Raw genomic sequence first — 26,915 nt, 5'->3', positions numbered from 1 at the left:
TGCTGCGATCAAAAATGCCAGAACTGCCAGCATCGGCCCGGGGGGCAAGCTATCCATAATCATCGCCCGTCAGATATGCAGAATGTATTCACGAACCAGCTTGCTGCCAAAGTAGGCCAGCATCAGCAGGCAGAAACCGGCAAACGTCCAGCGTATGGCTTTGTGTCCGCGCCAGCCGAGGTGGTGGCGCCCCAGCAGAAGTACGCTGAATACGATCCATGCCAGGCAGGCCAGCAAGGTTTTATGGACCAGATGCTGGGCAAACAGATTGCCCAAAAACATCCAGCCGGAGATCAATGACAGTGACAGCAGCGACCAGCCGGCCCACAGGAAGCCGAACAGCAGGCTTTCCATGGTTTGCAGGGGCGGGAAGTTCTTGATCAGGCCTTTGGGGTGCTTGTTCTTGAGCTGGTAGTTCTGCAGGGTCAGCAGCAACGCCTGAAACACCGCGATGGTGAACATGCCATAGGCCAGGAGCGATAACAGGATGTGGGCGAGGATGCCGGGCTCTTCATCTATTACCTGAACCGTACCGGGCGGGGCGAACTGCGACAGCAGCACCGTGAGCATTCCCAGCGGGTATAGAAGCAGCAACAGGTTCTCGACGGGGATCCGGACACATGCCACCAGCGTTACGCCAATGACTGCTGCGGCAATCAGGCTGGCAGCACTGAAGAAGTCCAGTTCAAGACCCGCCGGGGTCATCAGGTGGGTGAACAGGCTCATGGCGTGGGCGATTACGGCGAGAATGCCGAGTGTCACCAACAGGCGTTTGTTCGCCTTTGCGCCTTGGCGCAGGCAAGTGCCTTGATAGAGGGTCGCAGCGGCATATAAACAGGCGGCGGCGAGGCTGGGTAGCAAACTCGGTGACAAGGGGAGCATAAATCCTGTTAGGCAAGCCCGAAAGGGCTGAGTTTGGCATACAACCGCCCATGCACGAAAGACTACATAAGCCGACGGCAAGGTGTCGTATGCGGCCAGTCTTCGCTATAATCCGCGACCTGCCCACGCCGCAGGCTCGCCGAGCATCAGTTTTACACGGGCTGGGCCGCAATAACCCCGGTCTACTTTGGGCCTGAAAGGATCGCGCATGTTTGAAAATTTAACCGATCGTCTCTCGCAGACGCTGCGCCATGTTACCGGCAAGGCCAAGCTGACCGAGGACAACATCAAAGACACCCTGCGTGAAGTGCGCATGGCGTTGCTGGAAGCCGACGTGGCTTTGCCAGTGGTCAAGGACTTCGTCAACGCGGTCAAAGAGCGCGCTGTCGGCACTGAAGTGTCGCGCAGCCTGACGCCGGGCCAGGCGTTTGTGAAGATCGTCCAGGCCGAGCTTGAAAGCCTGATGGGTGCTGCCAACGAGGACCTGGTCCTCAATGTCACGCCGCCTGCAGTAGTTTTGATGGCCGGTTTGCAAGGTGCGGGTAAAACCACCACCGCCGGCAAGCTGGCGCGCTTCCTTAAAGAGCGCAAAAAGAAAACAGTGATGGTGGTCTCGGTCGACGTTTATCGTCCTGCGGCAATCAAGCAGCTGGAAACCCTGGCGGCGGAAGTGGGGGTTACGTTCTTCCCGTCCGATATCAGCCAGAAGCCGGTGGCCATCGCGCTGGCGGCCATTGCTGAAGCCAAGCTCAAGTTCATTGATGTAGTCATTGTCGATACCGCGGGTCGTTTGCATATCGACGCCGAGATGATGACCGAAATCCAGGAACTGCACGGCGCCGTCAAGCCGGCAGAAACCCTGTTTGTGGTCGACGCCATGACCGGCCAGGATGCCGCCAATACGGCCAAGGCCTTTGGCGATGCGCTGCCGCTGACCGGTGTGATCCTGACCAAGGTTGACGGCGATGCCCGTGGCGGTGCGGCATTGTCCGTGCGCTCGATCACCGGCAAGCCGATCAAGTTCATCGGTATGGGCGAGAAGAGCGACGCTCTGGAACCGTTCCACCCGGATCGTATCGCTTCGCGCATTCTGGGCATGGGCGACGTGCTCAGCCTTATCGAGCAGGCCGAACAGACCCTCGATAAAGACAAAGCCGACAAGCTGGCGAAGAAACTCAAGAAAGGTAAGGGCTTCGATCTCGAAGACTTCCGCGATCAGCTGCAACAGATGAAGAACATGGGCGGCCTTGGCGGCCTCATGGACAAGCTGCCGAACATGGGTGGCGTGAATCTGGCGCAAATGGGCAACGCCCAGGGCGCGGCAGAAAAGCAGTTCAAGCAAATGGAAGCCATCATCAACTCCATGACTCCGGCCGAGCGCCGTGACCCTGACCTGATCAGTGGTTCGCGCAAACGTCGTATTGCCATGGGTTCCGGCACCCAGGTGCAGGACATCGGTCGCTTGATCAAGCAGCACAAGCAGATGCAGAAAATGATGAAGAAGTTCTCCGCAAAAGGCGGAATGGCCAAAATGATGCGCGGCATGGGCTCCATGATGCCTGGTGGCGGCATGCCGAAAATGTAAATTACCTGCCTGAGCGCTCGCGCTTGGGCGGCTCGCAGTGATGCGAGATACCCGGCAAACCCGCACGTGCGGGAGCCGACCTGTCGCCATTCGTGGCGGCCTTATAGCAAATCTTTATGGCATGTCGACTAGGCGCCAGAAAAAGACATTTGCAAAAGTCCGGATATTCCTTAGAATATGCGGCCTTTCGGGCACCTATGCCCGCTGTGCATTTAGATTTGCAGCACCGACTACAGGAACGATGTTCACATGCTAACAATCCGTCTTGCCCTTGGCGGCTCCAAAAAGCGCCCGTTTTACCACTTGACCGTTACCGATAGCCGTAACCCACGTGACGGTTCCCACAAGGAACAAATTGGCTTCTTCAACCCGGTTGCCCGTGGTCAGGAAGTTCGTTTCTCCATTAAAGAAGACCGCCTCGCCTACTGGTTGGGTGTTGGTGCACAAATGTCTGAGCGCGTTGCTCAGCTTGTGAAAGAAAACGCTAAGGCTGCGGCCTGAGCAATATGAGCGTGACGCCTGATCTTGCTGATGATTTGATCGTTATCGGCAAAATTTATTCAATTCACGGCGTTCGCGGCGAAGTGAAGGTTTATTCCTTTACGGATCCAATTGATAACCTGTTGGACTACAAAAAGCTGACGCTTCGGCGCGGTAATGAAGTACGACAGGCAGAGCTGGTCAGTGGCCGTTCTCATAACGGCAAGTTTCTGGTCGTGAAGCTCAAAGGTCTTGATGATCGTGACGAAGCTGGTCTTCTGCGCGAATTCGAGATCTGCGTGCCACGCAACCTGTTTCCTGAACTGACCGATGGCGAGTACTACTGGTACCAGCTGCAGGGTCTTAAAGTGACCAACCTCGAAGGGCAATTGCTCGGCAAGGTTGTTGATCTGATGGAAACTGGCTCGAACGATGTCATGGAAGTCAAACCTTGCCCAGGCAGCCTGGATGATCGTGATCGCTTGTTGCCCTATACAGAGCAATGTGTGTTGAGCATCGACCTGGAAGCGGGCGAGATGAAGGTGGATTGGGATGCGGACTTCTAAGCGTGGCTAAATTGCGCGTAGAAGTGATCAGTTTGTTTCCCGAAATGTTTTCAGCCATCAGCGACTACGGCATCACTAGTCGTGCGGTGAAACAAGGGCTGTTGCAGCTCACCTGTTGGAACCCGCGTGACTACACAACGGACCGGCATCACACTGTGGACGATCGCCCATTTGGCGGTGGTCCGGGCATGGTGATGAAGATCAAGCCTCTGGAAGATGCACTGGTTCAGGCCAGAGAAGCAGCCGGAGAGGCGGCGAAGGTAATTTACCTGTCGCCCCAAGGCCGTCAACTGAATCAGTCGGCGGTACGCGAACTGGCGAATGAGGAAGCATTAATCCTCATTGCAGGTCGCTATGAAGGCATTGACGAGCGTTTTATAGATGCTTATGTCGATGAAGAGTGGTCGATTGGTGACTATGTACTTTCCGGTGGCGAGCTGCCGGCGATGGTTCTGATTGATGCGGTTACACGACTGCTGCCTGGAGCTTTAGGGCATGCGGACTCCGCGGAGGAAGATTCCTTCACGGATGGTTTGCTGGATTGCCCGCACTACACCCGACCGGAGGTGTATGCGGATCAGCGTGTTCCCGACGTATTGCTTAGTGGCAATCATGCACATATCCGGCGTTGGCGTTTACAGCAGTCCCTTGGGCGGACCTTTGAACGACGCGCCGATCTTCTGGAAAGCCGCTCGCTTTCTGGAGAAGAGAAGAAGCTGCTCGAGGAATATATCCGCGAGCGGGACGATAGTTAACAACGTATCGATGGTAGATCAGACGATCTACCTTAGGAGCACAGCATGACTAACAAAATCATCCTTGCACTCGAAGCAGAGCAGATGACTAAAGAGATCCCTCCTTTTGCCCCGGGCGACACCATTGTCGTTCAGGTGAAAGTGAAGGAAGGCGATCGTTCGCGTCTGCAAGCTTTCGAAGGTGTAGTGATTGCCAAGCGTAACCGTGGCGTGAACAGTGCTTTCACTGTTCGTAAAATCTCCAACGGTGTTGGCGTAGAGCGTACTTTCCAGACCTACAGCCCGCAAATCGACAGCATGGCAGTCAAGCGTCGCGGTGACGTTCGTAAAGCCAAGCTGTACTACCTGCGTGACCTGTCCGGTAAAGCAGCTCGCATCAAGGAAAAACTGGCTTAAGTCCAGCTTCCCGATGCAGAAAAAAGCAGCCTTCGGGCTGCTTTTTTGTGCCTGAAATTTGTCAGTTTTTTGTTTGGTTGCAGGTAGTAAAATCATGGCTTCGCGTGAGCAAGAGATTCAACGTCGTACCGAATTGTCCGTAACCCGTATTACTAAAGCGGTATTCCCGTCCACCACCAATCATCACAACACCTTGTTCGGCGGCACTGCACTGGCCTGGATGGACGAGGTCTCGTTTATCGCCGCGACCCGTTTCTGCCGTTTGCCGCTGGTGACTGTGTCCACCGACCGGATCGACTTCAACCACCCGATTGCGGCCGGCTGCATAGTCGAGCTGATCGGGCGTGTGGTTAAAGTCGGCAATACCAGCCTCAAGGTTGAGGTTGAGGTGTATGTCGAAAGCATGAGCTGTGATGGTCGCGAGCTGGCGATCCAGGGCCTGTTCAGCTTTGTTGCCATTGATGATGACAAGCGCCCGGTACCGGTATTGCCAGGCTTTGCCCGGCAAGGCGAGTAATAACCAACACAGGTTGGAGCCAGCCTGGCTCCAACAGGCTAGGCGTCCTGCCTGATCAAGGCCAATAGCGTCCAGCCGGCTCCCGGCTTCAAATCGCTGTCTGGCGTCACCACATGCACCCAACTGTTGTGGTCGCGGGCAAACAGCAGTGTGGCGCGCTCGCCATGCAGGGCCTGGTAATCCTCCCAAGTGAAGTTTTCAGTCAGCTGAGTGCTGTATATCTCGGCACCGTTGTGCAGTTCACTGGCCAGTTGGGTATAGGTCAGGACCGGGTTGCCCAGTGATTGCCCACGATGCTCATGACTGGCGCGATGTTTGTCGGTGCGGCGGATTTCCTGACCACTGGCCAATGTATACAGGCGCCTGGGGCCAAATTCATGGCGAAAGCGGATTGCGGCCAGGGTATTGAGCTCACCCGATGGCGACAGCGCAAGCAGGTGCCCGAGGCCCACCAGGTCCAGATGCACCTCGGCGTGTTGCGAGGCCGGGTTGCCAAAGTAGGTCGGCAGATTCTCCATGCGCGCTGCGCGGATATTTTCCCAGTTGGAGTCGGTCAGCAATACGCGACTGCCCAGCTGTTGCAGGGCTTTGCCAATGGCCCGGGCCGGACCGTTGGCGCCGACGATCAGAAAGCCGCTGGGGGCTGGCTCGGCGACCTTGAGCAGGCGTGCCAGGGGGCGAGCAGTAGCACTCTGCAGCACAACGGTGCCAATGATCACGGCAAACGTCAGTGGCACCAGCAACAGCGCCCCTTCATGTCCGGCCTGATCCAGGCGAATTGCAAAAATGGCCGACACCGCCGCCGCAACAATGCCCCGCGGTGCGATCCAGGCCAGTAGCGTGCGCTCACGCCAGTTGAGTTTTGAGCCGAAAGTCGATAGCAGTACGTTCAGCGGGCGAGCAATGAATTGAATGATCAGCAGCAACACCAGCACCACGGGCCCCAGCGCGATCATGGCATGCAGGTCCAGGCGTGCCGCCAGCAAAATGAACAGGCCCGAAATCAGGAAAATACTCAGGTTTTCCTTGAAGTGCAGAATGTTGCGTACATCAACGCCCTTCATATTCGCCATCCATATGCCCATCAGCGTGACGGCCATCAGTCCTGACTCATGCATCACCGTATTGGAGGCAATGAATATGGCCAGCACTGTCGCCAGTGTGGCCAGGCTGTGCAGGTATTCGGGCAGCCATTGCCGGCGCAGGATATGCCCCATGACCCAGCCGCCCACGATGCCAAACAGGCTGCCGCACACAATCACTCCGCCAAAGGTCAGCAGGCTGTGGCTCAGGCCTTCGCCTGAAGCGCGGGTAATGATGAAGCTGTACACCACCACTGCCAGTAACGCGCCAATGGGGTCGATGACAAAGCCTTCCCAGCGCAGGATATTGGCGATCGACGCCTTGGGTCGCACCACGCGGAGCATTGGCACAATCACCGTTGGCCCGGTAACCAGTGTCAGGGTGCCGAACAGCAGCGCCAGCAGCCAGTCAAAGCCCAGCAGCCAATGCGTGGCCAGGGTAATCACCGCCCAGGTCGAGAGGGCTCCGATGGTAACCAGGCGGCGCACTACGCTGCCTATTTCGCCCCATTCGGTCAGGTGCAGGGTCAGGCTGCCTTCAAACAGGATCAGCGCCACTGACAGCGAAACCAGAGGCATCAGCAGAGGGCCGAACAGCTCTTGCGGATCAAGCCAGCCCAGAACGGGCCCTACGAGAATCCCGGTCAGGAGCAAAAACAGGATGGCTGGCAGTTTCAGGCGCCAGGCCAGCCACTGAGAGCCCAGGGCGGCGATGCCGATTCCTCCCAACGCCAGCAGAATCTGTTGTTCATTCATAAGGGGCTCCTGTGAGAACCTGTGGTTTATGGCATCAGCCGGCCATGAAAGACTAGCGGCCACTTTTGCAGTTCACCTTTTATTTATGCGCGGCCTGCGGGCTGCGCTTTTCGAGCGCCAATGCCTGCTATAGACAATCCACTTATCGACCGTTTCCTGGATGCCCTGTGGCTGGAAAAGGGGCTGTCGGACAACACCCGTGACGCTTATCGCAGCGATTTGGCGTTATTCAATGGCTGGTTGCAGGAGCGCGGTCTTGAGCTGGCCGGTGCCGGCCGCGAGCTGATTCTGGATCACTTGGCATGGCGCCTGGAGCAGGGTTACAAGCCTCGCTCCACAGCGCGTTTTCTTTCCGGAGCCCGTGGCTTCTATCGCTATTTATTGCGCGAAAAGCTGATTGCAGTCGATCCGACCTTACAGGTCGATATGCCGCAGTTGGGCAGGCCGCTGCCCAAGTCCCTGTCAGAGGCGGATGTCGAGGCTTTGCTCGCCGCCCCGGATCTGGCAGAAGCCATTGGTCAGCGTGACCGGGCGATGCTCGAGGTGCTTTATGCCTGCGGCCTGCGGGTTACCGAGTTGATCAGCCTGACTCTGGAACAGGTCAACCTGCGTCAAGGGGTGTTGCGGGTAATGGGCAAGGGCAGCAAGGAGCGGCTGGTGCCAATGGGGGAGGAGGCGATTGTCTGGGTTGAGCGCTACATGCGCGATGCCCGCCATGAGCTGCTGAACGGCCGCCCCAGCGATGTCATGTTCCCCAGTCAGCGCGGTGAGCAAATGACCCGTCAGACCTTCTGGCACCGTATCAAGCATCAGGCTCAAGTGGCCGGGATCGACAAATCCCTGTCGCCCCACACCTTGCGTCACGCCTTCGCGACCCACTTGCTCAACCATGGTGCCGATTTGCGGGTGGTGCAGATGCTGCTGGGCCATAGTGATCTGTCCACCACCCAGATTTACACCCATGTTGCGCGTGCCCGCCTGCAAGAAATGCATGCCCTTCATCACCCCCGGGGCTGAGCTGTTTATAGATGCTTGCGTCGGCTGGAGTCGGCCACGCAAGCCAACTGTGGTAGGCTTTGCCGGTTAATAAAGCGCGCCACCGGAATCCTTTTTTTCAGATCGTGATTTTCCGGTTTGGCCGCTTGTCCGCCCTCAGGAGTTCCCATGCGCGTGACCCGAATTTTTGCCGCCGCAGCCATTGCGTTGGTCAGTACCTTTTCTTTTGCCGATAGCGGTGCCGAACAAGCGATTCGCAAGAGCCTGGAAACGCTGCAACTGGATGTTCCGGTCGAGAGCATCAGCGCCAGCCCAATGGCCGGCCTGTACGAAGTCAAGCTCAAGGGCAGTCGCGTGCTGTATGCCAGTGCCGATGGACAGTTCATCGTCCAGGGCTATATGTTTCAGCTCAAGGACGGCAAGCCGGTCAATCTGACCGAGCAGGCCGAACGCATTGGCGTCGCCAAGTTGATCAATGGTATCCCGGTGGCAGAAACCGTGGTTTACCCGGCAATCGGTGAAACCAAGTCGCATATCACGGTCTTTACCGACACCACTTGTCCGTACTGCCACAAATTGCACGCCGAAATCCCTGAGCTGAACAAAATGGGGATTGAAGTGCGCTATGTTGCTTTCCCGCGTCAGGGCCTTGGCTCGCCGGGTGACAAGCAACTGCAGGCGGTCTGGTGTTCCACGGACAAGAAAGCTGCCATGGACAAGATGACGGATGGCAAGACGGTAGAGGCGCCTAAATGTGCCAATCCGGTTGCCAAACAGTTCGCCATGGGCCAGTCCATTGGTGTAAATGGTACGCCGGCGATTGTTTTGGCAGATGGCCAGGTCATTCCGGGCTATCAGCCTGCTGCGCAGGTTGGCAAGCTGGCACTCAGTGTTAAATAATCCTGCATCGTCACGGTAAGCCTTTGACGATCATGGCGGGGCGGTTCAGTGGCCCGGCTATTAATAGAGAACCGTGGCAATCCACGGTTGTTTTCCACGGCCGACCTTGAGTCGGCCGTTTTATGGGGAGTTCAGCGTGAATCCGGTCAAAGTAGGTATCTGTGGGCTCGGGACCGTCGGTGGCGGCACCTTCAACGTACTAAAGCGTAACGCCGAGGAGATTGCCCGCCGTGCCGGGCGTGGTATCCAGGTTGCGCAAATTGCCATGCGTACGCCAAACCCTCAGTGCGACATTACCGGTACCCCCATTACCAACGATGTATTCGCTGTTGCGACCAACCCTGAGATCGACATCGTTATCGAGCTGATTGGTGGTTACACCATCGCTCGCGAACTCGTACTCCTGGCCATCGAAAACGGCAAGCACGTGGTTACTGCCAACAAGGCGCTGATTGCGGTTCACGGCAACGAAATTTTTGCCCGGGCACAAGAGAAGGGCGTGATCGTTGCGTTCGAAGCGGCAGTTGCTGGCGGGATTCCGGTGATCAAGGCCATCCGTGAAGGCCTGTCGGCCAACCGCATCAACTGGGTTGCGGGCATCATCAACGGTACGGGCAACTTTATCCTCACCGAGATGCGTGAGAAGGGTCGCACCTTTGAAGACGTGCTGACTGAAGCCCAGGCCCTGGGTTACGCCGAAGCCGATCCGACGTTTGACGTCGAAGGCATCGACGCCGCACACAAATTGACGATTCTGGCTTCGATTGCGTTCGGCATCCCGCTGCAATTCGACAAGGCCTACACCGAAGGCATCACCAAGCTGACCACGGCTGACGTGAATTACGCCGAGGCGCTGGGCTATCGCATCAAGCACCTGGGTGTGGCACGCAGTACTGCCAGCGGTATCGAGTTGCGGGTGCACCCGACACTGATCCCGGCTGACCGTTTGCTTGCCAACGTCAACGGTGTAATGAACGCAGTCATGGTCAATGGTGACGCAGCAGGCTCAACCCTGTTCTACGGCGCCGGCGCCGGCATGGAGCCAACCGCTTCGTCGGTGGTGGCAGACCTGGTGGACGTGGTGCGTGCGATGACCTCCGATCCCGAGAATCGCGTCCCGCACCTGGCCTTCCAGCCGGATTCGCTGTCCGATCACCCGATTCTGCCAATCGAAGCCTGCGAAAGCGCTTATTACCTGCGCATCCAGGCCAAGGACCATCCGGGCGTACTGGCCCAGGTGGCCAGCATCTTGTCGGAGCGCGGGATCAACATCGAATCGATCATGCAGAAAGAAGTTGAAGAACATGACGGTCTGGTGCCGATGATTCTGCTGACCCACCGTGTGCTCGAGCAGCACATGAACGATGCGATCGCAGCGCTTGAAGCACTGCAGGGCGTTGTGGGTCCGGTGGTTCGCATCCGCGTTGAGCATCTTATTTAATTAAGCAGCGGCAAGCGCCAGGCTGCAGGCTGCAAGTCAAGCCAATGCGCTTTTACTTGCAGCTTGTCGCCAGACAGCTTGCCGCTCAAACCGAAGGTTTGAAACCATGCGCTATATCAGCACCCGTGGCCAGGCACCGGCCCTGAACTTTGAAGATGTCCTGCTGGCCGGTCTGGCCAGCGACGGCGGTTTGTACGTACCGGAAAACCTGCCGCGCTTTACCCAGGAAGAAATCGCTTCCTGGGCCGGCCTGCCGTATCACGAACTGGCTTTTCGGGTCATGCGCCCGTTTGTCACCGGCAGCATTCCTGACGCCGATTTCAAAAAGATTCTCGAAGAGACCTACGGCGCGTTTTCCCACGCAGCTGTAGCACCACTGCGCCAGCTCAATGGCAACGAGTGGGTCCTGGAGCTGTTCCATGGTCCTACGCTGGCGTTCAAGGACTTTGCCCTGCAACTGCTCGGACGCTTGCTCGACTATGTGCTGGAAAAACGTGGCGAGCGCGTGGTTATTGTCGGCGCTACTTCCGGAGACACCGGGTCTGCGGCCATTGAAGGCTGCAAGCACTGCGAAAACGTCGACATCTTTATCCTGCACCCCAACAACCGGGTGTCCGAGGTACAGCGTCGCCAGATGACCACGCTGTTCGGCGACAACATCCACAACATCGCCATCGAAGGCAACTTCGATGACTGCCAGGAGATGGTTAAGGCCAGCTTTGCCGATCAGGACTTCCTCAAGGGCACACGCCTGGTGGCAGTGAACTCGATCAACTGGGCGCGGATCATGGCCCAGATCGTTTACTACTTCCACGCAGCCCTGCAACTGGGCGGCCCGCATCGCTCGGTTTCGTTCTCGGTGCCTACCGGTAACTTCGGCGATATTTTTGCCGGCTACCTGGCGCGCAACATGGGTTTGCCGATCAATCAGTTGATCGTTGCCACCAACCGTAACGACATTCTGCACCGCTTCATGAGCGGCAATCAGTACGCCAAGGACACCCTGCACGCGACCCTGTCGCCGTCGATGGACATCATGGTGTCCTCCAACTTCGAACGCCTGCTGTTCGATCTGCACGGCCGTAATGGCGCGGCAGTTGCGGGTCTGATGGAAGCCTTCAAGCAAACCGGCAACTTCAGCGTTGAAGATGATCGCTGGACCGAAGCGCGTCGTTTGTTCGATTCGCTGGCAGTCGATGATGAGCAAACCTGCGAAACCATCGCCCAGGTGTTTGCCGAAACTGGCGAAGTGCTGGACCCGCATACCGCTATCGGGGTCAAGGCCGCCCGTGAGTGCCGTCGCAGCCTGGATATTCCGATGGTTATTCTGGGCACTGCGCATCCGGTCAAGTTTCCTGATGCGGTAGAAAAGGCTGGTGTCGGGAAAGCGCTTGAGCTACCAGCGCATCTTGCTGATCTGTTTGCGCGGGAAGAGCGCTACACCGTTCTGGCCAATGACTTGAAAGCCGTACAAGCTTTTGTCAGCCAGCATGGCAATCGCGGCAAGCCACTCTAAGTCTTGCGTATGTTGAAGCCCGTCATTTGACGGGCTTTTTTATTTGTGGCTGATAAGGTGCTGCCGGCCCGGTCTGCCACCAAGAAGTTTCCTGTCGGTATTTAGGAATCATCCGATGTTTATTGCTGGCCATCCGCTCTAGAGTCGACTCCCCTGCGCCAAGTACGCGTTATGCTCCAAAGGCCCATGATGCGCTCCCTGAAAGTTTTGATTGTTGACGACAACCCTTTCCAGCTGATGTCGTTGCATCAGATGTTGAATGCCTATCACATATTCGATGTCCTGGCGGCTGACAACCTAGAGTCTGCCCGGGGCTCGCTGGCCAGGCGCGGGGCCATCGATGTGGCCATTTGTGATTTGTATCTGGAAGCCGCCGACGCACTGCAGCTGATCCATGAAATGTCCGCCAAACCTGAGGCGCCGGCACTGATTTTTGTCGGCGGGGCCGAGTCCCATGTCCTGGAAAGTGCGGTAAGCACAGCCCGCAAGGATGGTCTCAGGGTGTTGGGATATTTGCCCAAGCCGGTGACTGTAACCGGCTTGGGGCTTTTGCTGGACTCCTATCAGCAGAGCCGCGCAGTGGCCGGGGCTTGATAGTGCGAATTGATTGCATATGCCGGGGAACCTTTCCCGCAGGTGCTATGTCAGATTCAGCATCAACAGGATCAAGCTTATTGCTCCGATGCTTGTAGCCTGTTGAGTGGGTCTTCATGACCTTGTTAAATCCCGGGTTGTCTCCCCACTGCCCGGGATTTTTTTTGTGCTTTTTTTGTCATTGCCCCTGGCCGTCCCGGGGTTCTGGCAGTCGCCGGTGTGGCCGGCCCCGGGGCATATCCCCGCCGGGGCGTGCAGTCCCTCATGGCCGATCAGCGAGTATGGCGTTGACTCTGCGAATGACTTCGCGCCCTTCAGGGGTATTGGTACAGCCGATGTAAATGGGCTGGTAGGCGGGGGCACCGAGGATGCGGTAGAAAATCAGCGACTCAGGATTGAGCCCTTGTTGTCTTGCCTTGGATTGAATCTCCGGCCAATAGCCCAGCAGCGCCTGAACCCGGCCGGCACTCTGCATGTGCAGCAAACTGCCCAGCGGATCGTTGCCGTAGTGGATGAAGAGCTGGTGTTTGCGGCCTTGTGACACTTGAGCATCAATCCATGGTCCGTAGCTGCGCTTGGCGATGACGCCGAGCTTCAAGGTTTGAGCGTCGAGCATGGCCGTCAGGTCTACCGCCTTGTCGCGGACAAAGGGCTCAATCAGTTTTTGATCTTCGCGTCGAATCACCAGGCCATTGCCATGCAAGCCGATGACCGGGCTGGAATAGACAATTGAGTGGGCGCGCCTGGGGTTCCATACCAGTGCCGGGTCGCAGGCCAGCGAAGCTTCTTCGAGCATCCGAATGGCCCGGGCCCGATTGACCGGCAAGATGACGTGCTGATATTGCGGCATGCCTGTCATCAATGCGGGCATCAGCTGGTCAATGAGCCCCTGACCTTTTTGCGGGCCATCGCGCACCGTCAATGGCGGCAGATCGCGCATCAACCAGATGAGCTTTGGTGCCGCCAGAGTCTCTGGGGGCCAGGCAAGCAATGCCAGCGTGACCAGACCTGCGCAAATGCCGCGCCACTTTGAGTGCCGGGTCATGGTGCTGATCTTTTCCCGTAGCAACTAACAATCACCGGTCAAATGGCACCTGCCAGCTTGAGCTCAGCGATGGCTGCAGCGTCGTAGCCCAAACCGCTCAGCACTTCATGATTGTGTGCACCCAGCTCCGGGCCCACCCAGTCGGCGGAACCCGGGGTCTCGGATAGCCGCGGTACGATCCCCGGCATCTTGAAGTCTTTACCGTCAGGCAGTTTGGCTTGCAGAAACATTTCACGGGCCAGAAATTGCGGGTCGGTGAACATGTCTTCTGCCGAAAAAATGCGACTGGCCGGGACCTGGGCAGAGCTCAGTTGTTCGAGCACGGTCTGCAGCGGCAATGAGGCCACCCAGCGATCAATCACGCCGTACAGCTCGTCACGGCGGGCGTCGCGTCCGTCGTTGCCGGCAAGTTCAGGGTCATTGGCCAGGTCATCCCGGCCGATGATGAGCATGAACCGTTTGAAGATGGCATCGCCGTTGGCGCCAATTTGTACGTGCTTGCCGTCCTGGCTGGTGTGGATCGAGGAGGGGGTAATGCCGGGCATGATATTGCCGGTGCGCTCGCGAATAAAACCGAACACATCGAACTCGGGCACCATGCTTTCCATCATTGCGAAAATCGCCTCGTACAGTGCGACGTCAACCACTTGCCCCTGGCCGCCGTTAACCTCGCGATGACGCAACGCCATCAGGGCGCCAATCACACCCCACAGCGCGGCAATCGAGTCACCAATGGAAATGCCGGTACGTACCGGAGGGCGATCCTCAAAGCCGGTGATATACCGCAGCCCGCCCATGGATTCACCGACGGCACCAAACCCCGGCTGGTCTTTCATCGGCCCTGTCTGGCCAAAGCCCGAGAGGCGCACCATCACCAGCTTCGGGTTCAGGGCATGCAGTACATCCCAGCCCAGGCCGAGTTTTTCCAGAACCCCGGGGCGGAAGTTCTCGATCAGGATATCGGCGTCTGCCAGCAATGCCTTGAGCACGTTGAGGCCGTCAGGATGCTTGAGGTTCAAGGTCAGGGATTTTTTGTTGCGGGCCTGGACGAACCACCACAACGAGGTACCTTCGTACAGCTTGCGCCATTTGCGCAGCGGATCACCGCCGTCGGGGGATTCAACCTTGATCACCTGGGCGCCAAATTCGGCGCAGATGCGCGACGCAAAAGGCCCCGCTATCAGGGTACCCAGTTCGACGACTTTGAGGCCTGAAAGGGGTTTGGTGGCGAGTGGCATGGGTAGTCCTTGTCCAGGGCGAGCGAGTAGAGCCTTTTAACATAGGTGGCAGCACCTGTCTTATCTGTGCGTTTAGCCCTCTTGCACAAGCGTGCCCTTACAGTTGAATTGAGCGCAGGCGGGGGTGTATCGGTTAGACTTGGCGCCTTTCTCCGTATCAAGAAGCCCGTTCATGGCCCAGCCGTCCACGACTTACAAGTTTGAACTGAATCTCACCGATCTCGATCGCGGGGTGTATGAAAGCGTCAAGCAGACCATCGCCCGTCACCCGTCTGAAACTGAAGAGCGCATGACCGTGCGTCTTCTGGCGTATGCCTTCTGGTACAACGAGCAGCTGGCTTTTGGTCGTGGTCTTTCGGATGTCGACGAGCCGGCACTGTGGGAAAAAAGCCTGGACGACCGCGTTCTGCACTGGATCGAAGTCGGCCAGCCCGATGCCGATCGTCTGACCTGGTGTTCGCGCCGTACTGAACGCACCAGTCTGCTGGCCTATGGCAGCCTGCGCGTTTGGGAAGGCAAAGTGATCCCGGCCATCAAGAACCTGAAGAACGTCAATATCGCGGCCGTTCCGCAAGAGATTCTTGAAGTCCTGGCCAAAGACATGCCGCGCGTTATCAAGTGGGACGTGATGATCAGCGAAGGCACGATTTTCGTGACCGACGATCGCGGCCAGCACGAAGTCCAGTTGCAGTGGCTGCAGGGCGATCGCGGTTAACAGAGCACATGAAAACTGCTGCGCTCGACAATACTGCGTTAAAGGCAGGCCCGGACTGCTCATTTTCACCCCGTAAACTGCGCGTCCTCGCCTGCTTTTGCCTTGTCTTGCCTTCGCTCGCGACGTTTTCAAGCGACCTGTACAAGTACATTTTTCAATAAGAGCCTCCATCCAGCTTATGCGCATCGAACCTCGTCCACTGCCCGAAATCCTGCCTTTTCTGGGCGAAATGCCGACATTGCTGACGCGTCTTTACGCCGCCCGTGGCGTGCAGTCGCAAGCGGAACTGGACAAGAGCCTGGCGCGGCTGATTCCGTATCAGCAGCTCAAGGGCATCGATGCCGCCGTGGATTTGCTGGTGGTGGCCCTTGAACAGCGCCAGCGCATCCTGATAGTCGGAGACTTTGACGCCGACGGCGCCACGGCCAGTACCGTCGGCATGCTCGGTTTGCGTCTGCTGGGCGCGGCCCATGTCGATTACCTGGTGCCTAACCGTTTCGAATATGGCTACGGCCTGACCCCGGAAATCGTCAAAGTCGCATTGACCCGCACGCCACAGTTGCTGATCACCGTCGACAACGGCATTTCCAGTATCGAGGGTGTGGCAGCGGCGAAAGAGGCCGGGTTGAGCGTTCTGGTCACCGACCACCACTTGCCGGGCAACGAGCTGCCGGCGGCTGATGCCATCGTCAATCCCAACCAGCCGGGCTGCGAGTTTCCGAGCAAGGCACTGGCGGGTGTCGGGGTGATCTTCTATGTGCTGATCGCTTTGCGTGCTCGCCTGAACAGTCTGGGCTGGTATCAAAACAGCAAGGCGCCAAACATTGCCGAGCTGCTGGACCTGGTGGCCCTGGGCAGCGTGGCGGACGTGGTGCCGCTGGACGCCAACAACCGGATTCTGGTGCATCAGGGGCTCGAACGCATTCGGGCCGGGCGTGCGCGGCCGGGGCTCAAGGCCATTCTTGAAGTGGCCAAGCGTGACCACTCGCGTATTACCTCCACCGATCTTGGATTTATTCTTGGGCCGCGCCTGAATGCCGCCGGTCGTCTGGACGACATGAGCCTGGGTATCGAATGCCTGCTCACCGACGACGCCAATGCCGCGCGGGAAATGGCCGCGCAGCTCGACGAAATGAACCAGGATCGCAAGTCCATTGAGCAAGGCATGCAGCGTGAAGCGCTGGCCCAACTCAAGGAGCTGCCGGTTGAAAGCATGCCGTTTGGTTTGTGCCTGTTCGATCCGGAGTGGCACCAGGGGGTGATCGGGATTCTGGCTTCGCGCCTCAAGGAGCGTTACTTCCGCCCGACGTTCGCGTTTGCCGATGCGGGTGACGGCATGCTCAAGGGCTCCGGTCGTTCGGTGGCGGGCTTTCATATCCGCGATGCGCTCAGCGTGGTGGCTGCCCAGCACCCGGACCTGATCAGTAAATACGGCGGCCACGCCATGGCCGCAGGCCTGACCCTGCCCGAAGCGAACTTCGCGGTGTTTTCCCGTGCGTTCGATGCCGAAGTGCGGCGTCAACTGCGTGAAGAAGACCTGACGGGGCGATTGATGTCGGACGGCAGTCTGGCGGTAGAAGAGTTCCATCTGGAACTGGCGCGGGCCCTGCGCAATGCCGGGCCATGGGGGCAGCACTTCCCCGAGCCGCTGTTTCATGGGGTGTTTCAGTTGGTGGAGCAGCGAATTGTCGGGGAGCGCCACTTGAAAGTGGTGCTCAAAACCGAGTGCGGCAGCGTCAAGCTGGACGGCATTGCCTTCGGAGTTGACCGCGAAGTGTGGCCGAATCCGACCATTCGCTGGGTTGAACTGGCCTATAAACTCGACCTCAACGAATTTCGCGGCAACGAAACCGTACAACTGATGATTGCCCACATCGAACCGCGTTAACCCCGGCGCTCAACCCTTGCGGGAGCTGGCAAGCCAGCTCCCGCAATCTGTACAAAAGATGAACCCCACCTCTTGCAGGGTTGTCGACTAGGCTCTAGGTACGCTTGTTCCCTGGAGCCTGCCCACTGTCATTAGAGGTGACCCATGAGTCTGCTGCTAGAGCCCTATACCCTGCGTCAACTGACCCTTCTCAACCGCATTGCGGTCTCGCCAATGTGTCAATACTCCAGCGTTGACGGGCTGGCCAATGACTGGCATCTGGTGCATCTGGGCAGCCGTGCTGTTGGCGGCGCCGGTCTGGTTTTTACTGAAGCTGTGGCGGTAACCCCTGACGGGCGTATCACCGCGCAGGACCTTGGCTTGTGGAACGACGAACAGATCGAGCCCCTGCAGCGCATTACCCGCTTTATCCGGGCCCAGGGTGCCGTGGCCGGTATTCAGCTGGCCCATGCCGGGCGCAAGGCCAGCACCTATCGTCCCTGGCTGGGCAAGCAGGGCAGCGTCAAAGTGGAAGAGGGCGGTTGGGTGCCGGTCGGTCCTTCGCCCATAGCCTTTGACCCGCGGCACACTGCCCCGACCCAGCTCGACGAAGCCCAGATCAACGACCTGATTCAAGCCTTTGTCGATGCCGCCAGGCGGGCACTTGTGGCTGGTTTCTCGGTGGTTGAAATTCACGCTGCCCATGGCTACCTGCTGCATCAATTCCTGTCCCCGCTGAGCAATCAACGGCGCGACCAGTACGGTGGCTCCTTCGACAACCGTATTCGCCTGGTGCTGCAAGTCACCAAGGCCGTACGTGACATCTGGCCTGAAGAGTTGCCGCTGTTTGTCCGGGTATCGGCGACCGACTGGGTGGAAGATGGCTGGAACCCGGACGAAACCGTAGAGCTGGCGCTGCGCCTCAAAGCGCTGGGGGTCGATCTGGTGGATGTGTCTTCGGGGGGCACCGCCGCCAATGCCGAGATCCCGGTCGGGCCGGGGTATCAAACCCGTTTTGCCGAGCGTGTACGCAAAGAGGCAGGCATCGCCACCGGCACTGTAGGCATGATTACCGAGCCGGCTCAGGCAGAACATATTCTGCGTACCGGTCAGGCCGATTTGATCCTGCTGGCCCGCGAGCTATTGCGTGACCCCTACTGGCCGCTGCACGCCGACGATGATCTGGGCGGCCAGAAGGCGATTTGGCCAGCCCAGTACCAGCGTGCCACTCACCGCGACCAACCGATACACGAGTCGGATCTGCGCGACTGAGATTCTCCCCTGCCACCCATTTACGAGAGGTGTTTAATGAATACGCGTGGATTGCTCGATCAGTTGCTCAAGTCCGGTCAACAGATGTTGCAGAATAAAACCGCGGGGCAAAGCACCCCCTCCGGCTCAGACAAAGGTGGACTGGGCGGCCTGCTGGGAGGCTCCAGCGGGTTGGGCGGGTTGCTTTCAGGTGCCGGTGGCGGTGCGCTGGCGGCAGGCGTGCTGGGGATGTTGCTGGGCAACAAGAGTGCCCGCAAATATGGCGGGCAGGCCCTGAGCTATGGCGGTCTGGCCGCGTTGGGGGTACTGGCCTACAAAGCCTACGGCAACTGGCAGGCCAACCAGGGTACGGCGCCGCAAACAGAACCGCAGACGATCGACCGGGTAGCGCCCCAGCAGGTAGAGCAACACAGCCAGGCGATTCTCAAGGCGCTGGTTGCAGCGGCCAAAGCTGATGGTCATATCGACGAGCGTGAGCGCCAGCTGATTGATGGCGAGTTCAGCAAGCTGGACGGTGACCCGGCCCTGCAGCAATGGCTGAAAACCGAAATTGACAAGCCACTGGACCCGGCTGAAGTGGCGAGTGCTGCCAGCACCCCGGAAATCGCTGCCGAAATGTACATCGCCAGCCTGCTGCTGGTGGATGAAGAGAGCTTTATGGAAAAGGCCTATCTGCAAGAACTGGCCAAGCAACTCAAGCTCGATCCGGGCCTGAAGGCTGAGCTGGAGTCCCAGGTTAAACAGGCGGCGGAGTAACCCTTTACTGCAGGAGCGGGCATTTTCAAATGCCGGACAGCTCGCGATCAAGCTCGCTCCTGCAGCTTTATGAATATTTTTGCAGATTGCTGTGAGATCAGTCTCAGCGCCCATACGAATCCTCGCGTACCCTCGGCTATACTCCCCATCATTTGAATGGCTCCCCGAGGATTGACTGTGAAGAACTGGACGTTGCGCCAACGCATTTTGGCGAGCTTTGCGGTAATCATCGCCATCATGTTGTTGATGGTCGTCGCGGCTTATTCTCGCCTGCTTTCAATCGAAAGCAGCGAAGAGACAGTCCGGGCCGACTCGATTCCCGGGGTCTATTACAGCTCGATGATTCGCAGTGCCTGGGTGGACAGTTACGTCTTGACCCTGCAACTGGTGGGCTCGTCCAACCAGCGCGACCTGAACAATGAAGACCGCAAACTGTACGCCAGCTACGAAGAACGGCTGAAGCTTGAGCTGGAGAACTATCGCGGCACCATTTTCGATAAAAACGATCGCGCCGCGTTCGATGAGTTTGAGCGGCTGCATCAGCAATACGCGCAGATTCTGGCGAACGTGCTTGAGCTGTACCAGGCCAAGCAATTCGCCCAGGCCCATACCATGGTCACCGAGCAATTGGCGCCGGCCTGGATGGCTGGACGCAAACAGCTCAACAGCGTAATTGACGCCAATCGCTCCTCGGCTTCCGAAGCCACCGAAAACATTGCTCATTCAGTCATGACCGCCAAAGTCAGCATGCTGGTCTCGCTGCTGATTGCCGTACTCGCCGCCGCCCTCTGCGGCTATCTGTTGCTAAAAGCGATCATGTCGCCCATGAAACGTATTGTTTCGATTCTGGAAGTGATGCGTTCCGGTGACCTGAGTTCACGCCTGAACCTGGAGCGTAAAGACGAGTTCGGCGCGGTAGAAACCGGCTTCAACGACATGATGACCGAGCTGACCTCTTTGGTGTCACAAGCCCAGCGCTCCTCGGTGCAGGTCACCACCTCGGTCACCGAAATTGCCGCGACCTCCAAGCAGCAACAAGCCACCGCGACTGAAACCGCGGCCACCACCACGGAAATTGGCGCGACTTCCCGCGAAATCGCAGCCACTTCCCGTGATCTGGTACGCACCATGACCGAAGTCACCTCGGCTGCCGATCAGGCGTCGATCCTGGCCGGCTCCGGGCAGCAGGGTCTGGCGCGCATGGAAGAAACCATGCATCAGGTCATGGGCGCCGCCGATCTGGTCAACGCCAAACTGGCGATCCTTAACGAGAAGGCCGGCAACATTAACCAGGTGGTAGTGACCATTGTTAAAGTGGCCGACCAGACCAACCTGTTGTCTCTGAACGCTGCCATCGAAGCAGAGAAGGCCGGTGAGTATGGCCGTGGCTTCGCCGTGGTCGCCACTGAAGTCCGCCGCTTGGCCGATCAGACCGCCGTGGCCACTTACGATATCGAACAGATGGTGCGCGAGATTCAGTCAGCGGTCTCGGCTGGCGTAATGGGCATGGACAAATTTTCGGAAGAAGTCCGCCGCGGCATGTTCGAAGTGACCCAGGTGGGTGAGCAGCTATCGCAGATCATCCATCAGGTTCAAGCGTTGGCCCCGCGGGTGCTGATGGTCAATGAGGGCATGCAGGCCCAGGCCACAGGCGCGGAGCAGATCAACCTTGCACTGGTACAACTGGGGGATGCCAGCAGCCAGACCGTCGAGTCTCTGCGTCAGGCCAGCTTTGCGATCGATGAGCTCAGCCAGGTTGCCGTCGGGCTGCGCAGCGGCGTTTCGCGTTTTAAAGTCTGATGAGCGATCCTCGGGCCAAATCCAGCGGTGGGGGAGCGCCGAACAATCGCCTGTTCCTGGTGTTTCATATCGGCGATGAACGTTATGCCTTGCCGGCCACCGATGTGGTCGAAGTGCTGCCGCTTCTCCCGCTAAAACCTATTGCCCATGCCCCGGCATGGGTGGCTGGCGTGTTTACCCATCGCGGGCAGGTGGTGCCGGTGATCGATATCAGCGCCATGACGTTCGGCCAGGCCGCTGTGGCCCGCACCAGCACCCGGCTGGTGCTGGTCAACTATCGCGGGCAAGTACTGGGTTTGATGCTTGAGCAGGCCAGCGACACGTTGCGCTGCAACCCCGCGGACTTTCAGCCCTATGGCCTGGATAACCGCGATGCGCCGTATCTGGGCCCGGTGCGCAGTGACCAGCATGGGCTTGTGCAATGGATCAGTATCGATGAACTGCTGAGCCCGGCGGTTTCTGCGCTGATCTTCGCCGCGCACCCGGATGACACCGGCCCACAGGTGTACCCATGAACGCCGATCAGCGGTTTTTCGATTTTTTGAAGAAATGCATCGGTCTGGATGTGGCTTCAGTAGGTCCGGCCATCATCGAACGTGCTGTTCGTCAGCGCTGCATGGCGTTGAACATGCTTGACCATGATGATTACTGGCAGCGTTTGATCAGCTCCCAGGATGAACAGCAAGCCCTGATCGAATCGGTGATCGTGCCCGAAACCTGGTTCTTCCGTTACCCCGAATCATTTTCCACCCTGGGGCGCCTGGCCAGAAAGCGCCTGGCCGAAATCGGCAGTCGCCGGACCCTGCGTATCTTGAGCCTGCCCTGTTCAACCGGTGAAGAGCCCTATTCGATTGCAATGGCGCTGTTTGATGCCGGTTTTGCCGCGTATCAATTCAAGGTGGACGCGCTGGATGTCAGCCCGCTTTCGGTGCAGCGGGCTCAGTCTGCGCGGTACGGAAAAAACTCATTTCGCGGGCAGCAAACGGATTTCCGTGAGCGCTATTTCAGCCTTGTGGACGACGCTTATCAACTGTCGAGCAGGGTCTGCGAGCAGGTCAGCTTTCACGTCGGTAACTTGCTGGACCCGGCCCTCCTGGCCAGTTACCCACCCTATGATTTTGTGTTTTGTCGCAACCTGCTGATCTATTTCGACCTTAAAACCCAGCAGCAGGCACTGGATGTGCTCAAGCAATTGACCCGTACCGATGGCGTGCTGTTTATCGGTCCGGCCGAGGGCAGCCTGCTGGGCCGGATGGGCATGCGCTCGATCGGTGCGCCGCAGTCGTTTGCTTTTTGCCATAGCCACGAGCCATTACCCGCGGCCCGCCCGGTGCTGGCCGAATTCAAGCCGCTGGTCCGTCCGCAACCGCCAGCGGCGCCACCGGTCATCCGGCCATTTGCCCCGCGCCCCCAGTCCTTGGCACCGCGCCAAACGGACTCGCAGGCTGCTGAGCCCAAGGCCCTGCTTGAACAAATTGCGCTGCTGGCCAATGCCGGCAAGAGCAGCGAGGCCCGTGCTGCCTGCGAGCAATTACTGCAATTGCATGGCCCGCAGGCCCAGGCCTATTACTGGCTGGGTTTGCTCAGTGACGTCCAGGGCCAGACGGCTCAGGCCCAGGGGTTTTATCGCAAGGCGTTGTACCTGGAGCCCCAGCATGCAGAAGCCCTGGCACACCTGGCGGCCTTGCTGGCCTCACAGGGTGATGTAACAGGCGCTCAACGCTTGCAGGAGCGCGCGGCCCGTAATGAGCGATCCGTTCACAGTGAGCGTAAACAATGAGCGGTTTAACAGCCCAGAACTTGATCCACTCCGAAGCGCAGGACATTGATGACTGCTGGAACCGTATCGGCATCTTCGGCGATAAATCCTGTGCGCTGCTGGCTGAACATATCCATTGTCGTAACTGCTCGGTGTATTCGGCTGCGGCCACCCGCTTGCTGGACCGCTACTCGTTTGAGCAGGAGCATGTGGCCCAATACTCCCCCCGGGAGCTTGAGCGAAAAGTGGCGACCCGCTCGCTGATGATCTTTCGTCTTGGGGATGAATGGCTGGGACTGGCGACGCGCTATCTGGATGAAGTGGCCCCGCTGCAGTCGATCCATTCACTGCCGCACCAGCGTTCACGTGCGCTGTTGGGGGTAGCCAATGTGCGCGGCGCCCTGGTGCCCTGTTTGTCGCTGGTCGAGCTACTGGGCCTGGACCCGACATTGGCGGGGCCGGCATCGCTGCGGATCATGCCGCGCATGCTGATCCTGGCCGCACAAGGCGGGGCAGTGGTATTGCCAGTGGATGAAGTGGATGGCATCCACAACATTGAAGAATCTGTTTTGAATGGCGCGTCACTCTCGGGCGAGCAGGCCAGTGCCAAGTACACCCGTGGCGTATTGCTGTGGAAAACCCGCAGCCTGCGCTTGCTGGACGAAGAGCAATTACTGGGCGCGATCGCCCGGAGCCTGACATGACCCCCGAGCAAATGCGTGACGCCTCGTTGCTTGAGTTGTTCAGTCTTGAGGCCGAGGCCCAGACCCAGGTCCTGAATGCCGGCCTGTTGGCGCTGGAGCGTAACCCGACTCAGGCCGACCAGCTCGAAGCCTGCATGCGCGCGGCCCACTCCCTCAAGGGGGCGGCGAGAATTGTCGGCGTGGATGCCGGGGTCAGCGTTTCCCATGTCATGGAGGATTGCCTGGTCAGTGCCCAGGAAGGCCGTCTGTACCTGCAGCCCGAGCATATTGATGCCTTGTTGCAGGGCACTGACTTGTTGATGCGTATTGCCACACCAGGCAGTGCCAATGTCGGCCCGGCCGACATTGATGCCTATGTCGGGCTGATGAACCGCTTGCTTGATGGCGGCGACAGCCATGTCTCGGTGGCGCCCCCGGCGTTCGACGTGTCGCAGCTGTTGCTGCCCCCGGAGCCGGCCGTGCCTGTGGTTGAGCTGGCGCTGGAGGCTGACACCGCTCCGGAGCCTGGTCTTCGGTCCCGGCGCCGTACTGATACTGGCGAACGGGTGTTGCGGGTCACCGCCGAGCGGCTCAACAGTTTGCTCGATCTGTCCAGCAAGTCATTGGTCGAAACCCAGCGGCTCAAGCCTTATCTGGTGACGTTGCAGCGCCTCAAGCGCATGCAAAACAGCGGTCTGAAAGCATTGGACAACCTGCGCGACCAGCTCAAGGTGCTGGATCTGAGCCATGAAGCGCAAGAGGCCTTGACTGATGCGCGGCGGATACTGGCTGAGTCCCAGCATTTGCTGAGTGAACAGACTGCCGAACTCGACGAATTTGGCTGGCAGGCCGGCCAGCGCGCGCAATCGCTGTACGACACCGCGCTGGCGTGCCGCATGCGGCCATTTGCCGATGTGCTGGTCGGTCAGGAGCGCATGGTCCGTGATTTGGGGCGCGCCCTGGGCAAACAGATCCGCCTTGAAATCGATGGCGAGAAAACCCAGGTCGACCGTGATGTACTGGAAAAACTCGAAGCGCCGCTCATCCATTTGCTGCGCAATGCCGTCGATCACGGGATTGAAACGCCGGAACAGCGGCTGCTGGCCGGCAAACCTGCCGAAGGCCTGATTCGTTTGCGCATCTCCCATCAGGCGGGTTTGCTGGCGCTGCAGTTGAGTGATGACGGCGCGGGTGTTGATCTTGAACGTTTACGCCAGACCATCGTCGAGCGCCAGTTGTCGACGGCTTCCACCGTGGCACAGCTGAGCGAAGAGGAACTGCTGGCCTTTCTCTTTCTGCCGGGCTTCAGCCTGCGCGACACCGTGACCGAAGTCTCCGGACGCGGCGTCGGGCTGGATGCGGTGCAACACATGGTGCGCCTGCTGCGGGGCGCAATCGTCCTGGAGCAGACTTCGGGGCAGGGCAGTCGTTTCAGTCTGGAAGTGCCGCTGACCCTGTCCGTGGTACGCAGCCTGGTGGTTGAAGTGGCCGACGAAGCCTATGCCTTTCCACTGGCGCACATCGAGCGCATGCGCGACTTGATGCCCGATGAAATCGTGCAGCTCGAAGGTCGCCAGCATTTCTGGCACGAAGGGCAGCACGTGGGGCTGGTGGCTGCCAGCCAGCTGTTGCAGCGCCCTCCAAGCCAGAGCGAGGATGAAACCCTCAAGGTGGTGGTCATTCGCGAGCGTGATGTGGTGTATGGCGTGGCCGTCGAGCGTTTTATCGGTGAGCGCACGCTGGTGGTACTGCCCCTCGATCCGCGCCTGGGCAAGGTGCAGGATATTTCGGCCGGAGCCTTGCTCGACGACGGGTCTGCGGTACTGATTGTGGATGTCGAAGACATGCTGCGATCCGTGGACAAACTGCTCAATACCGGGCGTCTGGAGCGAATTGACCGGCGTAACCGCCACGCCGCGCAACTGACCCGCAAACGCATTCTGGTGGTGGATGACTCGCTGACGGTACGCGAGTTGCAGCGCAAACTGCTGATCAACCGGGGCTACGAAGTGGCCGTGGCCGTTGATGGCATGGACGGCTGGAACGCCTTGCGGGCCGAGCACTTCGATTTATTGATCACCGACATCGACATGCCGCGCATGGATGGCATCGAACTGGTCACGCTGTTACGACGTGACAACCGTTTGCAATCAATGCCGGTGATGGTGGTTTCGTATAAAGATCGGGAAGAGGACCGCCGGCGCGGACTGGATGCCGGGGCCGACTATTATCTAGCGAAAGCCAGTTTCCATGACGATGCTCTGCTTGATGCAGTGGTTGAGCTCATTGGAGGAGCTCAACCATGAAAATTGCCATCGTTAACGACATGCCCATGGCAGTTGAAGCCTTGCGCCGGGCGCTGGCTTACGAGCCTGCCCATCAAGTGCTCTGGGTGGCCGCCAACGGCCTGGAAGCCGTGCAACGCTGTGCCGAGAACACCCCGGACCTGATCCTGATGGACCTGATCATGCCGGTGATGGACGGCGTCGAGGCTACGCGGCGGATCATGGCTGAAACCCCGTGCGCCATCGTCATAGTGACGGTTGACCGTGAACAGAATGTCCATCGCGTGTTCGAGGCCATGGGCTTTGGCGCGATGGATGTAGTGGACACTCCCGTGCTGGGAGGAAGTAACCCCAGGGAAGCGGCCGCGCCCTTGCTGCGCAAGATCCTCAATATTGGCTGGTTGATCGGGCAAAGTGAAAAAAGCGTCACTCCGGTTTCTGCCCAGCCCCGGATCTCGGGTTTTCGGGGCGGGCTGGTGGCTATCGGTTCGTCGGCAGGCGGCCCGGCCGCCCTCGAAAGCCTGCTCAAGGGGCTACCGAGGAACTTTGCGGCGGCCATTGTGCTGGTCCAGCATGTTGATCAAGTCTTTGCGGCCGGGATGGCCGAGTGGTTGAGCAGCTCGTGCGGTCTGGACGTGCGCCTGGCGCGACACGGTGAGACGCCACAGGCGGGGACGGCTCTGCTGGCCGGGACCAACCACCACATCCGGTTGTTGAAGAACGGCACCCTGGCCTATACCGCCGAGCCGGTAAACGAGATTTATCGACCCTCGATCGATGTATTTTTTGAAAGTGTTGCCAGGCACTGGCATGGTGATGCGGTGGGTGTTTTGTTGACCGGCATGGGGCGTGACGGGGCTCAAGGGCTCAAACTCATGCGCCAGCAAGGTTTTCTCACCATCGCCCAGGATCAACTGAGCAGTTCGGTGTATGGCATGCCCAAAGCGGCAGCCGCCATCGATGCCGCGGTTGAAATTCGCCCCTTGGACATGATTGCGCCACGCTTGCTGGAGATATTTGCCAAATGAC

Annotated in this window: 25 protein-coding genes; 21 read left to right on the top strand and 4 right to left on the bottom strand. The window is 58.7% G+C overall.

All coding sequences use genetic code 11. The features are described from left to right. Positions 1-69: 69 nt before the first annotated feature. Entirely contained in the window at positions 70-882 is an 813-nt protein-coding gene (locus B195_RS18025; RefSeq protein ID WP_003440240.1) for an inner membrane protein YpjD, read from the bottom strand. 208 nt (positions 883-1,090) lie between these two features. On the opposite strand from B195_RS18025, the gene ffh reads away from it, so the two are divergent. The 6 genes from ffh to B195_RS17995 all read left to right on the top strand — a co-directional run bounded on the left by ffh (position 1,091) and on the right by B195_RS17995 (position 5,181). Further along, positions 1,091-2,467, top strand: a complete 1,377-nt coding sequence (gene ffh / locus B195_RS18020) for a signal recognition particle protein (protein WP_003440242.1) — start codon at positions 1,091-1,093, stop codon at positions 2,465-2,467. 249 nt (positions 2,468-2,716) lie between these two features. After that, a complete protein-coding gene (gene rpsP / locus B195_RS18015; RefSeq protein WP_003440261.1) occupies positions 2,717-2,968 on the top strand; it encodes a 30S ribosomal protein S16 in 252 nt (83 codons plus the stop codon). 5 nt (positions 2,969-2,973) lie between these two features. Further along, complete coding sequence (gene rimM, locus B195_RS18010; protein WP_003440264.1) at positions 2,974-3,513, top strand: ribosome maturation factor RimM; 540 nt, start codon at positions 2,974-2,976, stop codon at positions 3,511-3,513. A gap of 2 nt (positions 3,514-3,515) precedes the next feature. Beyond that, entirely contained in the window at positions 3,516-4,268 is a 753-nt protein-coding gene (gene trmD / locus B195_RS18005; protein WP_003440270.1) for a tRNA (guanosine(37)-N1)-methyltransferase TrmD, read from the top strand. 45 nt (positions 4,269-4,313) lie between these two features. Then, positions 4,314-4,664 carry a 50S ribosomal protein L19 gene (rplS, locus tag B195_RS18000; RefSeq protein WP_003440273.1) on the top strand — a complete coding sequence of 117 codons (351 nt, stop codon included), beginning with the start codon at positions 4,314-4,316 and terminating at the stop codon, positions 4,662-4,664. Between the two features lie 94 nt (positions 4,665-4,758). Beyond that, on the top strand, positions 4,759-5,181 hold the full coding sequence (locus B195_RS17995; protein ID WP_003440275.1) for an acyl-CoA thioesterase: 423 nt from the start codon (positions 4,759-4,761) through the stop codon (positions 5,179-5,181). 38 nt (positions 5,182-5,219) lie between these two features. Here the strand turns inward: B195_RS17995 and B195_RS17990 are convergent, their stop codons facing one another. After that, positions 5,220-7,019, bottom strand: a complete 1,800-nt coding sequence (locus B195_RS17990) for a sodium:proton antiporter (protein ID WP_003440278.1) — start codon at positions 7,017-7,019, stop codon at positions 5,220-5,222. 120 nt (positions 7,020-7,139) lie between these two features. Here B195_RS17990 and xerD point away from each other — a divergent pair, with 120 nt between their 5' ends. The 5 genes from xerD (at position 7,140) to B195_RS17965 (ending at position 12,466) form a co-directional block, all read left to right on the top strand. Further along, entirely contained in the window at positions 7,140-8,036 is an 897-nt protein-coding gene (gene xerD / locus B195_RS17985; protein ID WP_003440282.1) for a site-specific tyrosine recombinase XerD, read from the top strand. A 147-nt stretch (positions 8,037-8,183) separates the two neighbouring features. Then, positions 8,184-8,915: a thioredoxin fold domain-containing protein gene (locus B195_RS17980; RefSeq protein WP_003440287.1), complete on the top strand. Its 732-nt coding sequence runs from the start codon at positions 8,184-8,186 to the stop codon at positions 8,913-8,915. A gap of 136 nt (positions 8,916-9,051) precedes the next feature. Then, complete coding sequence (locus tag B195_RS17975; protein WP_003440289.1) at positions 9,052-10,356, top strand: homoserine dehydrogenase; 1,305 nt, start codon at positions 9,052-9,054, stop codon at positions 10,354-10,356. A gap of 106 nt (positions 10,357-10,462) precedes the next feature. Continuing rightward, on the top strand, positions 10,463-11,872 hold the full coding sequence (gene thrC, locus B195_RS17970; RefSeq protein WP_003440291.1) for a threonine synthase: 1,410 nt from the start codon (positions 10,463-10,465) through the stop codon (positions 11,870-11,872). Between the two features lie 171 nt (positions 11,873-12,043). Beyond that, complete coding sequence (locus B195_RS17965) at positions 12,044-12,466, top strand: response regulator (protein ID WP_232286842.1); 423 nt, start codon at positions 12,044-12,046, stop codon at positions 12,464-12,466. 262 nt (positions 12,467-12,728) lie between these two features. On the opposite strand, the gene B195_RS17960 is transcribed toward B195_RS17965, so the two are convergent. Beyond that, positions 12,729-13,511, bottom strand: coding sequence for a TIGR02285 family protein (locus B195_RS17960; protein WP_003440294.1), 783 nt, complete (start codon positions 13,509-13,511; stop codon positions 12,729-12,731). Between the two features lie 38 nt (positions 13,512-13,549). Continuing rightward, on the bottom strand, positions 13,550-14,749 hold the full coding sequence (locus B195_RS17955; RefSeq protein WP_003440296.1) for a CaiB/BaiF CoA-transferase family protein: 1,200 nt from the start codon (positions 14,747-14,749) through the stop codon (positions 13,550-13,552). Between the two features lie 172 nt (positions 14,750-14,921). Here B195_RS17955 and B195_RS17950 point away from each other — a divergent pair, with 172 nt between their 5' ends. From B195_RS17950 to B195_RS17905, 10 genes are all read left to right on the top strand, one after another. After that, positions 14,922-15,464 (top strand): YaeQ family protein, encoded by a 543-nt coding sequence (locus tag B195_RS17950; protein WP_003440298.1) that lies wholly within the window; start codon positions 14,922-14,924, stop codon positions 15,462-15,464. Between the two features lie 178 nt (positions 15,465-15,642). After that, positions 15,643-17,352: a single-stranded-DNA-specific exonuclease RecJ gene (recJ, locus tag B195_RS17945; protein ID WP_003440300.1), complete on the top strand. Its 1,710-nt coding sequence runs from the start codon at positions 15,643-15,645 to the stop codon at positions 17,350-17,352. A gap of 144 nt (positions 17,353-17,496) precedes the next feature. After that, entirely contained in the window at positions 17,497-18,603 is a 1,107-nt protein-coding gene (locus B195_RS17940) for an NADH:flavin oxidoreductase/NADH oxidase (RefSeq protein ID WP_003440303.1), read from the top strand. Positions 18,604-18,639: 36 nt separating this feature from the next. After that, the gene (locus tag B195_RS17935) at positions 18,640-19,359 is read left to right on the top strand and encodes a tellurite resistance TerB family protein (protein ID WP_003440304.1); all 720 of its coding nucleotides are present in this window, start codon (positions 18,640-18,642) and stop codon (positions 19,357-19,359) included. Between the two features lie 177 nt (positions 19,360-19,536). After that, positions 19,537-21,159, top strand: a complete 1,623-nt coding sequence (locus B195_RS17930) for a methyl-accepting chemotaxis protein (RefSeq protein WP_003440311.1) — start codon at positions 19,537-19,539, stop codon at positions 21,157-21,159. After that, the gene (locus B195_RS17925) at positions 21,159-21,674 is read left to right on the top strand and encodes a chemotaxis protein CheW (RefSeq protein WP_003440313.1); all 516 of its coding nucleotides are present in this window, start codon (positions 21,159-21,161) and stop codon (positions 21,672-21,674) included. The genes B195_RS17930 and B195_RS17925 overlap by 1 nt, the downstream gene beginning before the upstream one ends. After that, positions 21,671-22,939, top strand: coding sequence for a protein-glutamate O-methyltransferase CheR (locus B195_RS17920; protein WP_003440316.1), 1,269 nt, complete (start codon positions 21,671-21,673; stop codon positions 22,937-22,939). Before B195_RS17925 ends, B195_RS17920 begins: the two co-directional genes overlap by 4 nt. Beyond that, entirely contained in the window at positions 22,936-23,622 is a 687-nt protein-coding gene (locus B195_RS17915) for a chemotaxis protein CheW (RefSeq protein WP_003440318.1), read from the top strand. The genes B195_RS17920 and B195_RS17915 overlap by 4 nt, the downstream gene beginning before the upstream one ends. Further along, entirely contained in the window at positions 23,619-25,907 is a 2,289-nt protein-coding gene (locus B195_RS17910; protein WP_003440319.1) for a hybrid sensor histidine kinase/response regulator, read from the top strand. The genes B195_RS17915 and B195_RS17910 overlap by 4 nt, the downstream gene beginning before the upstream one ends. After that, positions 25,904-26,914, top strand: coding sequence for a chemotaxis response regulator protein-glutamate methylesterase (locus B195_RS17905; protein WP_003440321.1), 1,011 nt, complete (start codon positions 25,904-25,906; stop codon positions 26,912-26,914). Before B195_RS17910 ends, B195_RS17905 begins: the two co-directional genes overlap by 4 nt. Position 26,915: the final 1 nt, after the last annotated feature.

Source organism: Pseudomonas sp. Lz4W (assembly GCF_000346225.2).
GTDB classification, from domain to species: Bacteria; Pseudomonadota; Gammaproteobacteria; order Pseudomonadales; family Pseudomonadaceae; genus Aquipseudomonas; species Aquipseudomonas paraversuta.
Note: the sequence above shows the minus strand (reverse complement) of the source record. Positions and strands in the feature narration are given on the sequence as shown.

Excerpts from the sequence above, each read along its gene's own strand:
- B195_RS17995 (WP_003440275.1), top strand. The coding sequence starts at position 4,759 with ATGGCTTCGCGTGAGCAAGAGATTCAACGTCGTACCGAATTGTCCGTA.
- rpsP (WP_003440261.1), top strand. The coding sequence starts at position 2,717 with ATGCTAACAATCCGTCTTGCCCTTGGCGGCTCCAAAAAGCGCCCGTTT.
- B195_RS17925 (WP_003440313.1), top strand. The coding sequence starts at position 21,159 with ATGAGCGATCCTCGGGCCAAATCCAGCGGTGGGGGAGCGCCGAACAAT.
- B195_RS17960 (WP_003440294.1), bottom strand. The coding sequence starts at position 13,511 with ATGACCCGGCACTCAAAGTGGCGCGGCATTTGCGCAGGTCTGGTCACG.
- xerD (WP_003440282.1), top strand. The coding sequence starts at position 7,140 with ATGCCTGCTATAGACAATCCACTTATCGACCGTTTCCTGGATGCCCTG.
- ffh (WP_003440242.1), top strand. The coding sequence starts at position 1,091 with ATGTTTGAAAATTTAACCGATCGTCTCTCGCAGACGCTGCGCCATGTT.
- B195_RS18025 (WP_003440240.1), bottom strand. The coding sequence starts at position 882 with ATGCTCCCCTTGTCACCGAGTTTGCTACCCAGCCTCGCCGCCGCCTGT.
- thrC (WP_003440291.1), top strand. The coding sequence starts at position 10,463 with ATGCGCTATATCAGCACCCGTGGCCAGGCACCGGCCCTGAACTTTGAA.
- B195_RS17920 (WP_003440316.1), top strand. The coding sequence starts at position 21,671 with ATGAACGCCGATCAGCGGTTTTTCGATTTTTTGAAGAAATGCATCGGT.
- B195_RS17980 (WP_003440287.1), top strand. The coding sequence starts at position 8,184 with ATGCGCGTGACCCGAATTTTTGCCGCCGCAGCCATTGCGTTGGTCAGT.
- rimM (WP_003440264.1), top strand. The coding sequence starts at position 2,974 with ATGAGCGTGACGCCTGATCTTGCTGATGATTTGATCGTTATCGGCAAA.
- B195_RS17910 (WP_003440319.1), top strand. The coding sequence starts at position 23,619 with ATGACCCCCGAGCAAATGCGTGACGCCTCGTTGCTTGAGTTGTTCAGT.
- rplS (WP_003440273.1), top strand. The coding sequence starts at position 4,314 with ATGACTAACAAAATCATCCTTGCACTCGAAGCAGAGCAGATGACTAAA.
- B195_RS17955 (WP_003440296.1), bottom strand. The coding sequence starts at position 14,749 with ATGCCACTCGCCACCAAACCCCTTTCAGGCCTCAAAGTCGTCGAACTG.
- B195_RS17990 (WP_003440278.1), bottom strand. The coding sequence starts at position 7,019 with ATGAATGAACAACAGATTCTGCTGGCGTTGGGAGGAATCGGCATCGCC.
- B195_RS17965 (WP_232286842.1), top strand. The coding sequence starts at position 12,044 with ATGCTCCAAAGGCCCATGATGCGCTCCCTGAAAGTTTTGATTGTTGAC.
- B195_RS17940 (WP_003440303.1), top strand. The coding sequence starts at position 17,497 with ATGAGTCTGCTGCTAGAGCCCTATACCCTGCGTCAACTGACCCTTCTC.
- recJ (WP_003440300.1), top strand. The coding sequence starts at position 15,643 with ATGCGCATCGAACCTCGTCCACTGCCCGAAATCCTGCCTTTTCTGGGC.
- B195_RS17905 (WP_003440321.1), top strand. The coding sequence starts at position 25,904 with ATGAAAATTGCCATCGTTAACGACATGCCCATGGCAGTTGAAGCCTTG.
- B195_RS17935 (WP_003440304.1), top strand. The coding sequence starts at position 18,640 with ATGAATACGCGTGGATTGCTCGATCAGTTGCTCAAGTCCGGTCAACAG.
- B195_RS17915 (WP_003440318.1), top strand. The coding sequence starts at position 22,936 with ATGAGCGGTTTAACAGCCCAGAACTTGATCCACTCCGAAGCGCAGGAC.
- B195_RS17950 (WP_003440298.1), top strand. The coding sequence starts at position 14,922 with ATGGCCCAGCCGTCCACGACTTACAAGTTTGAACTGAATCTCACCGAT.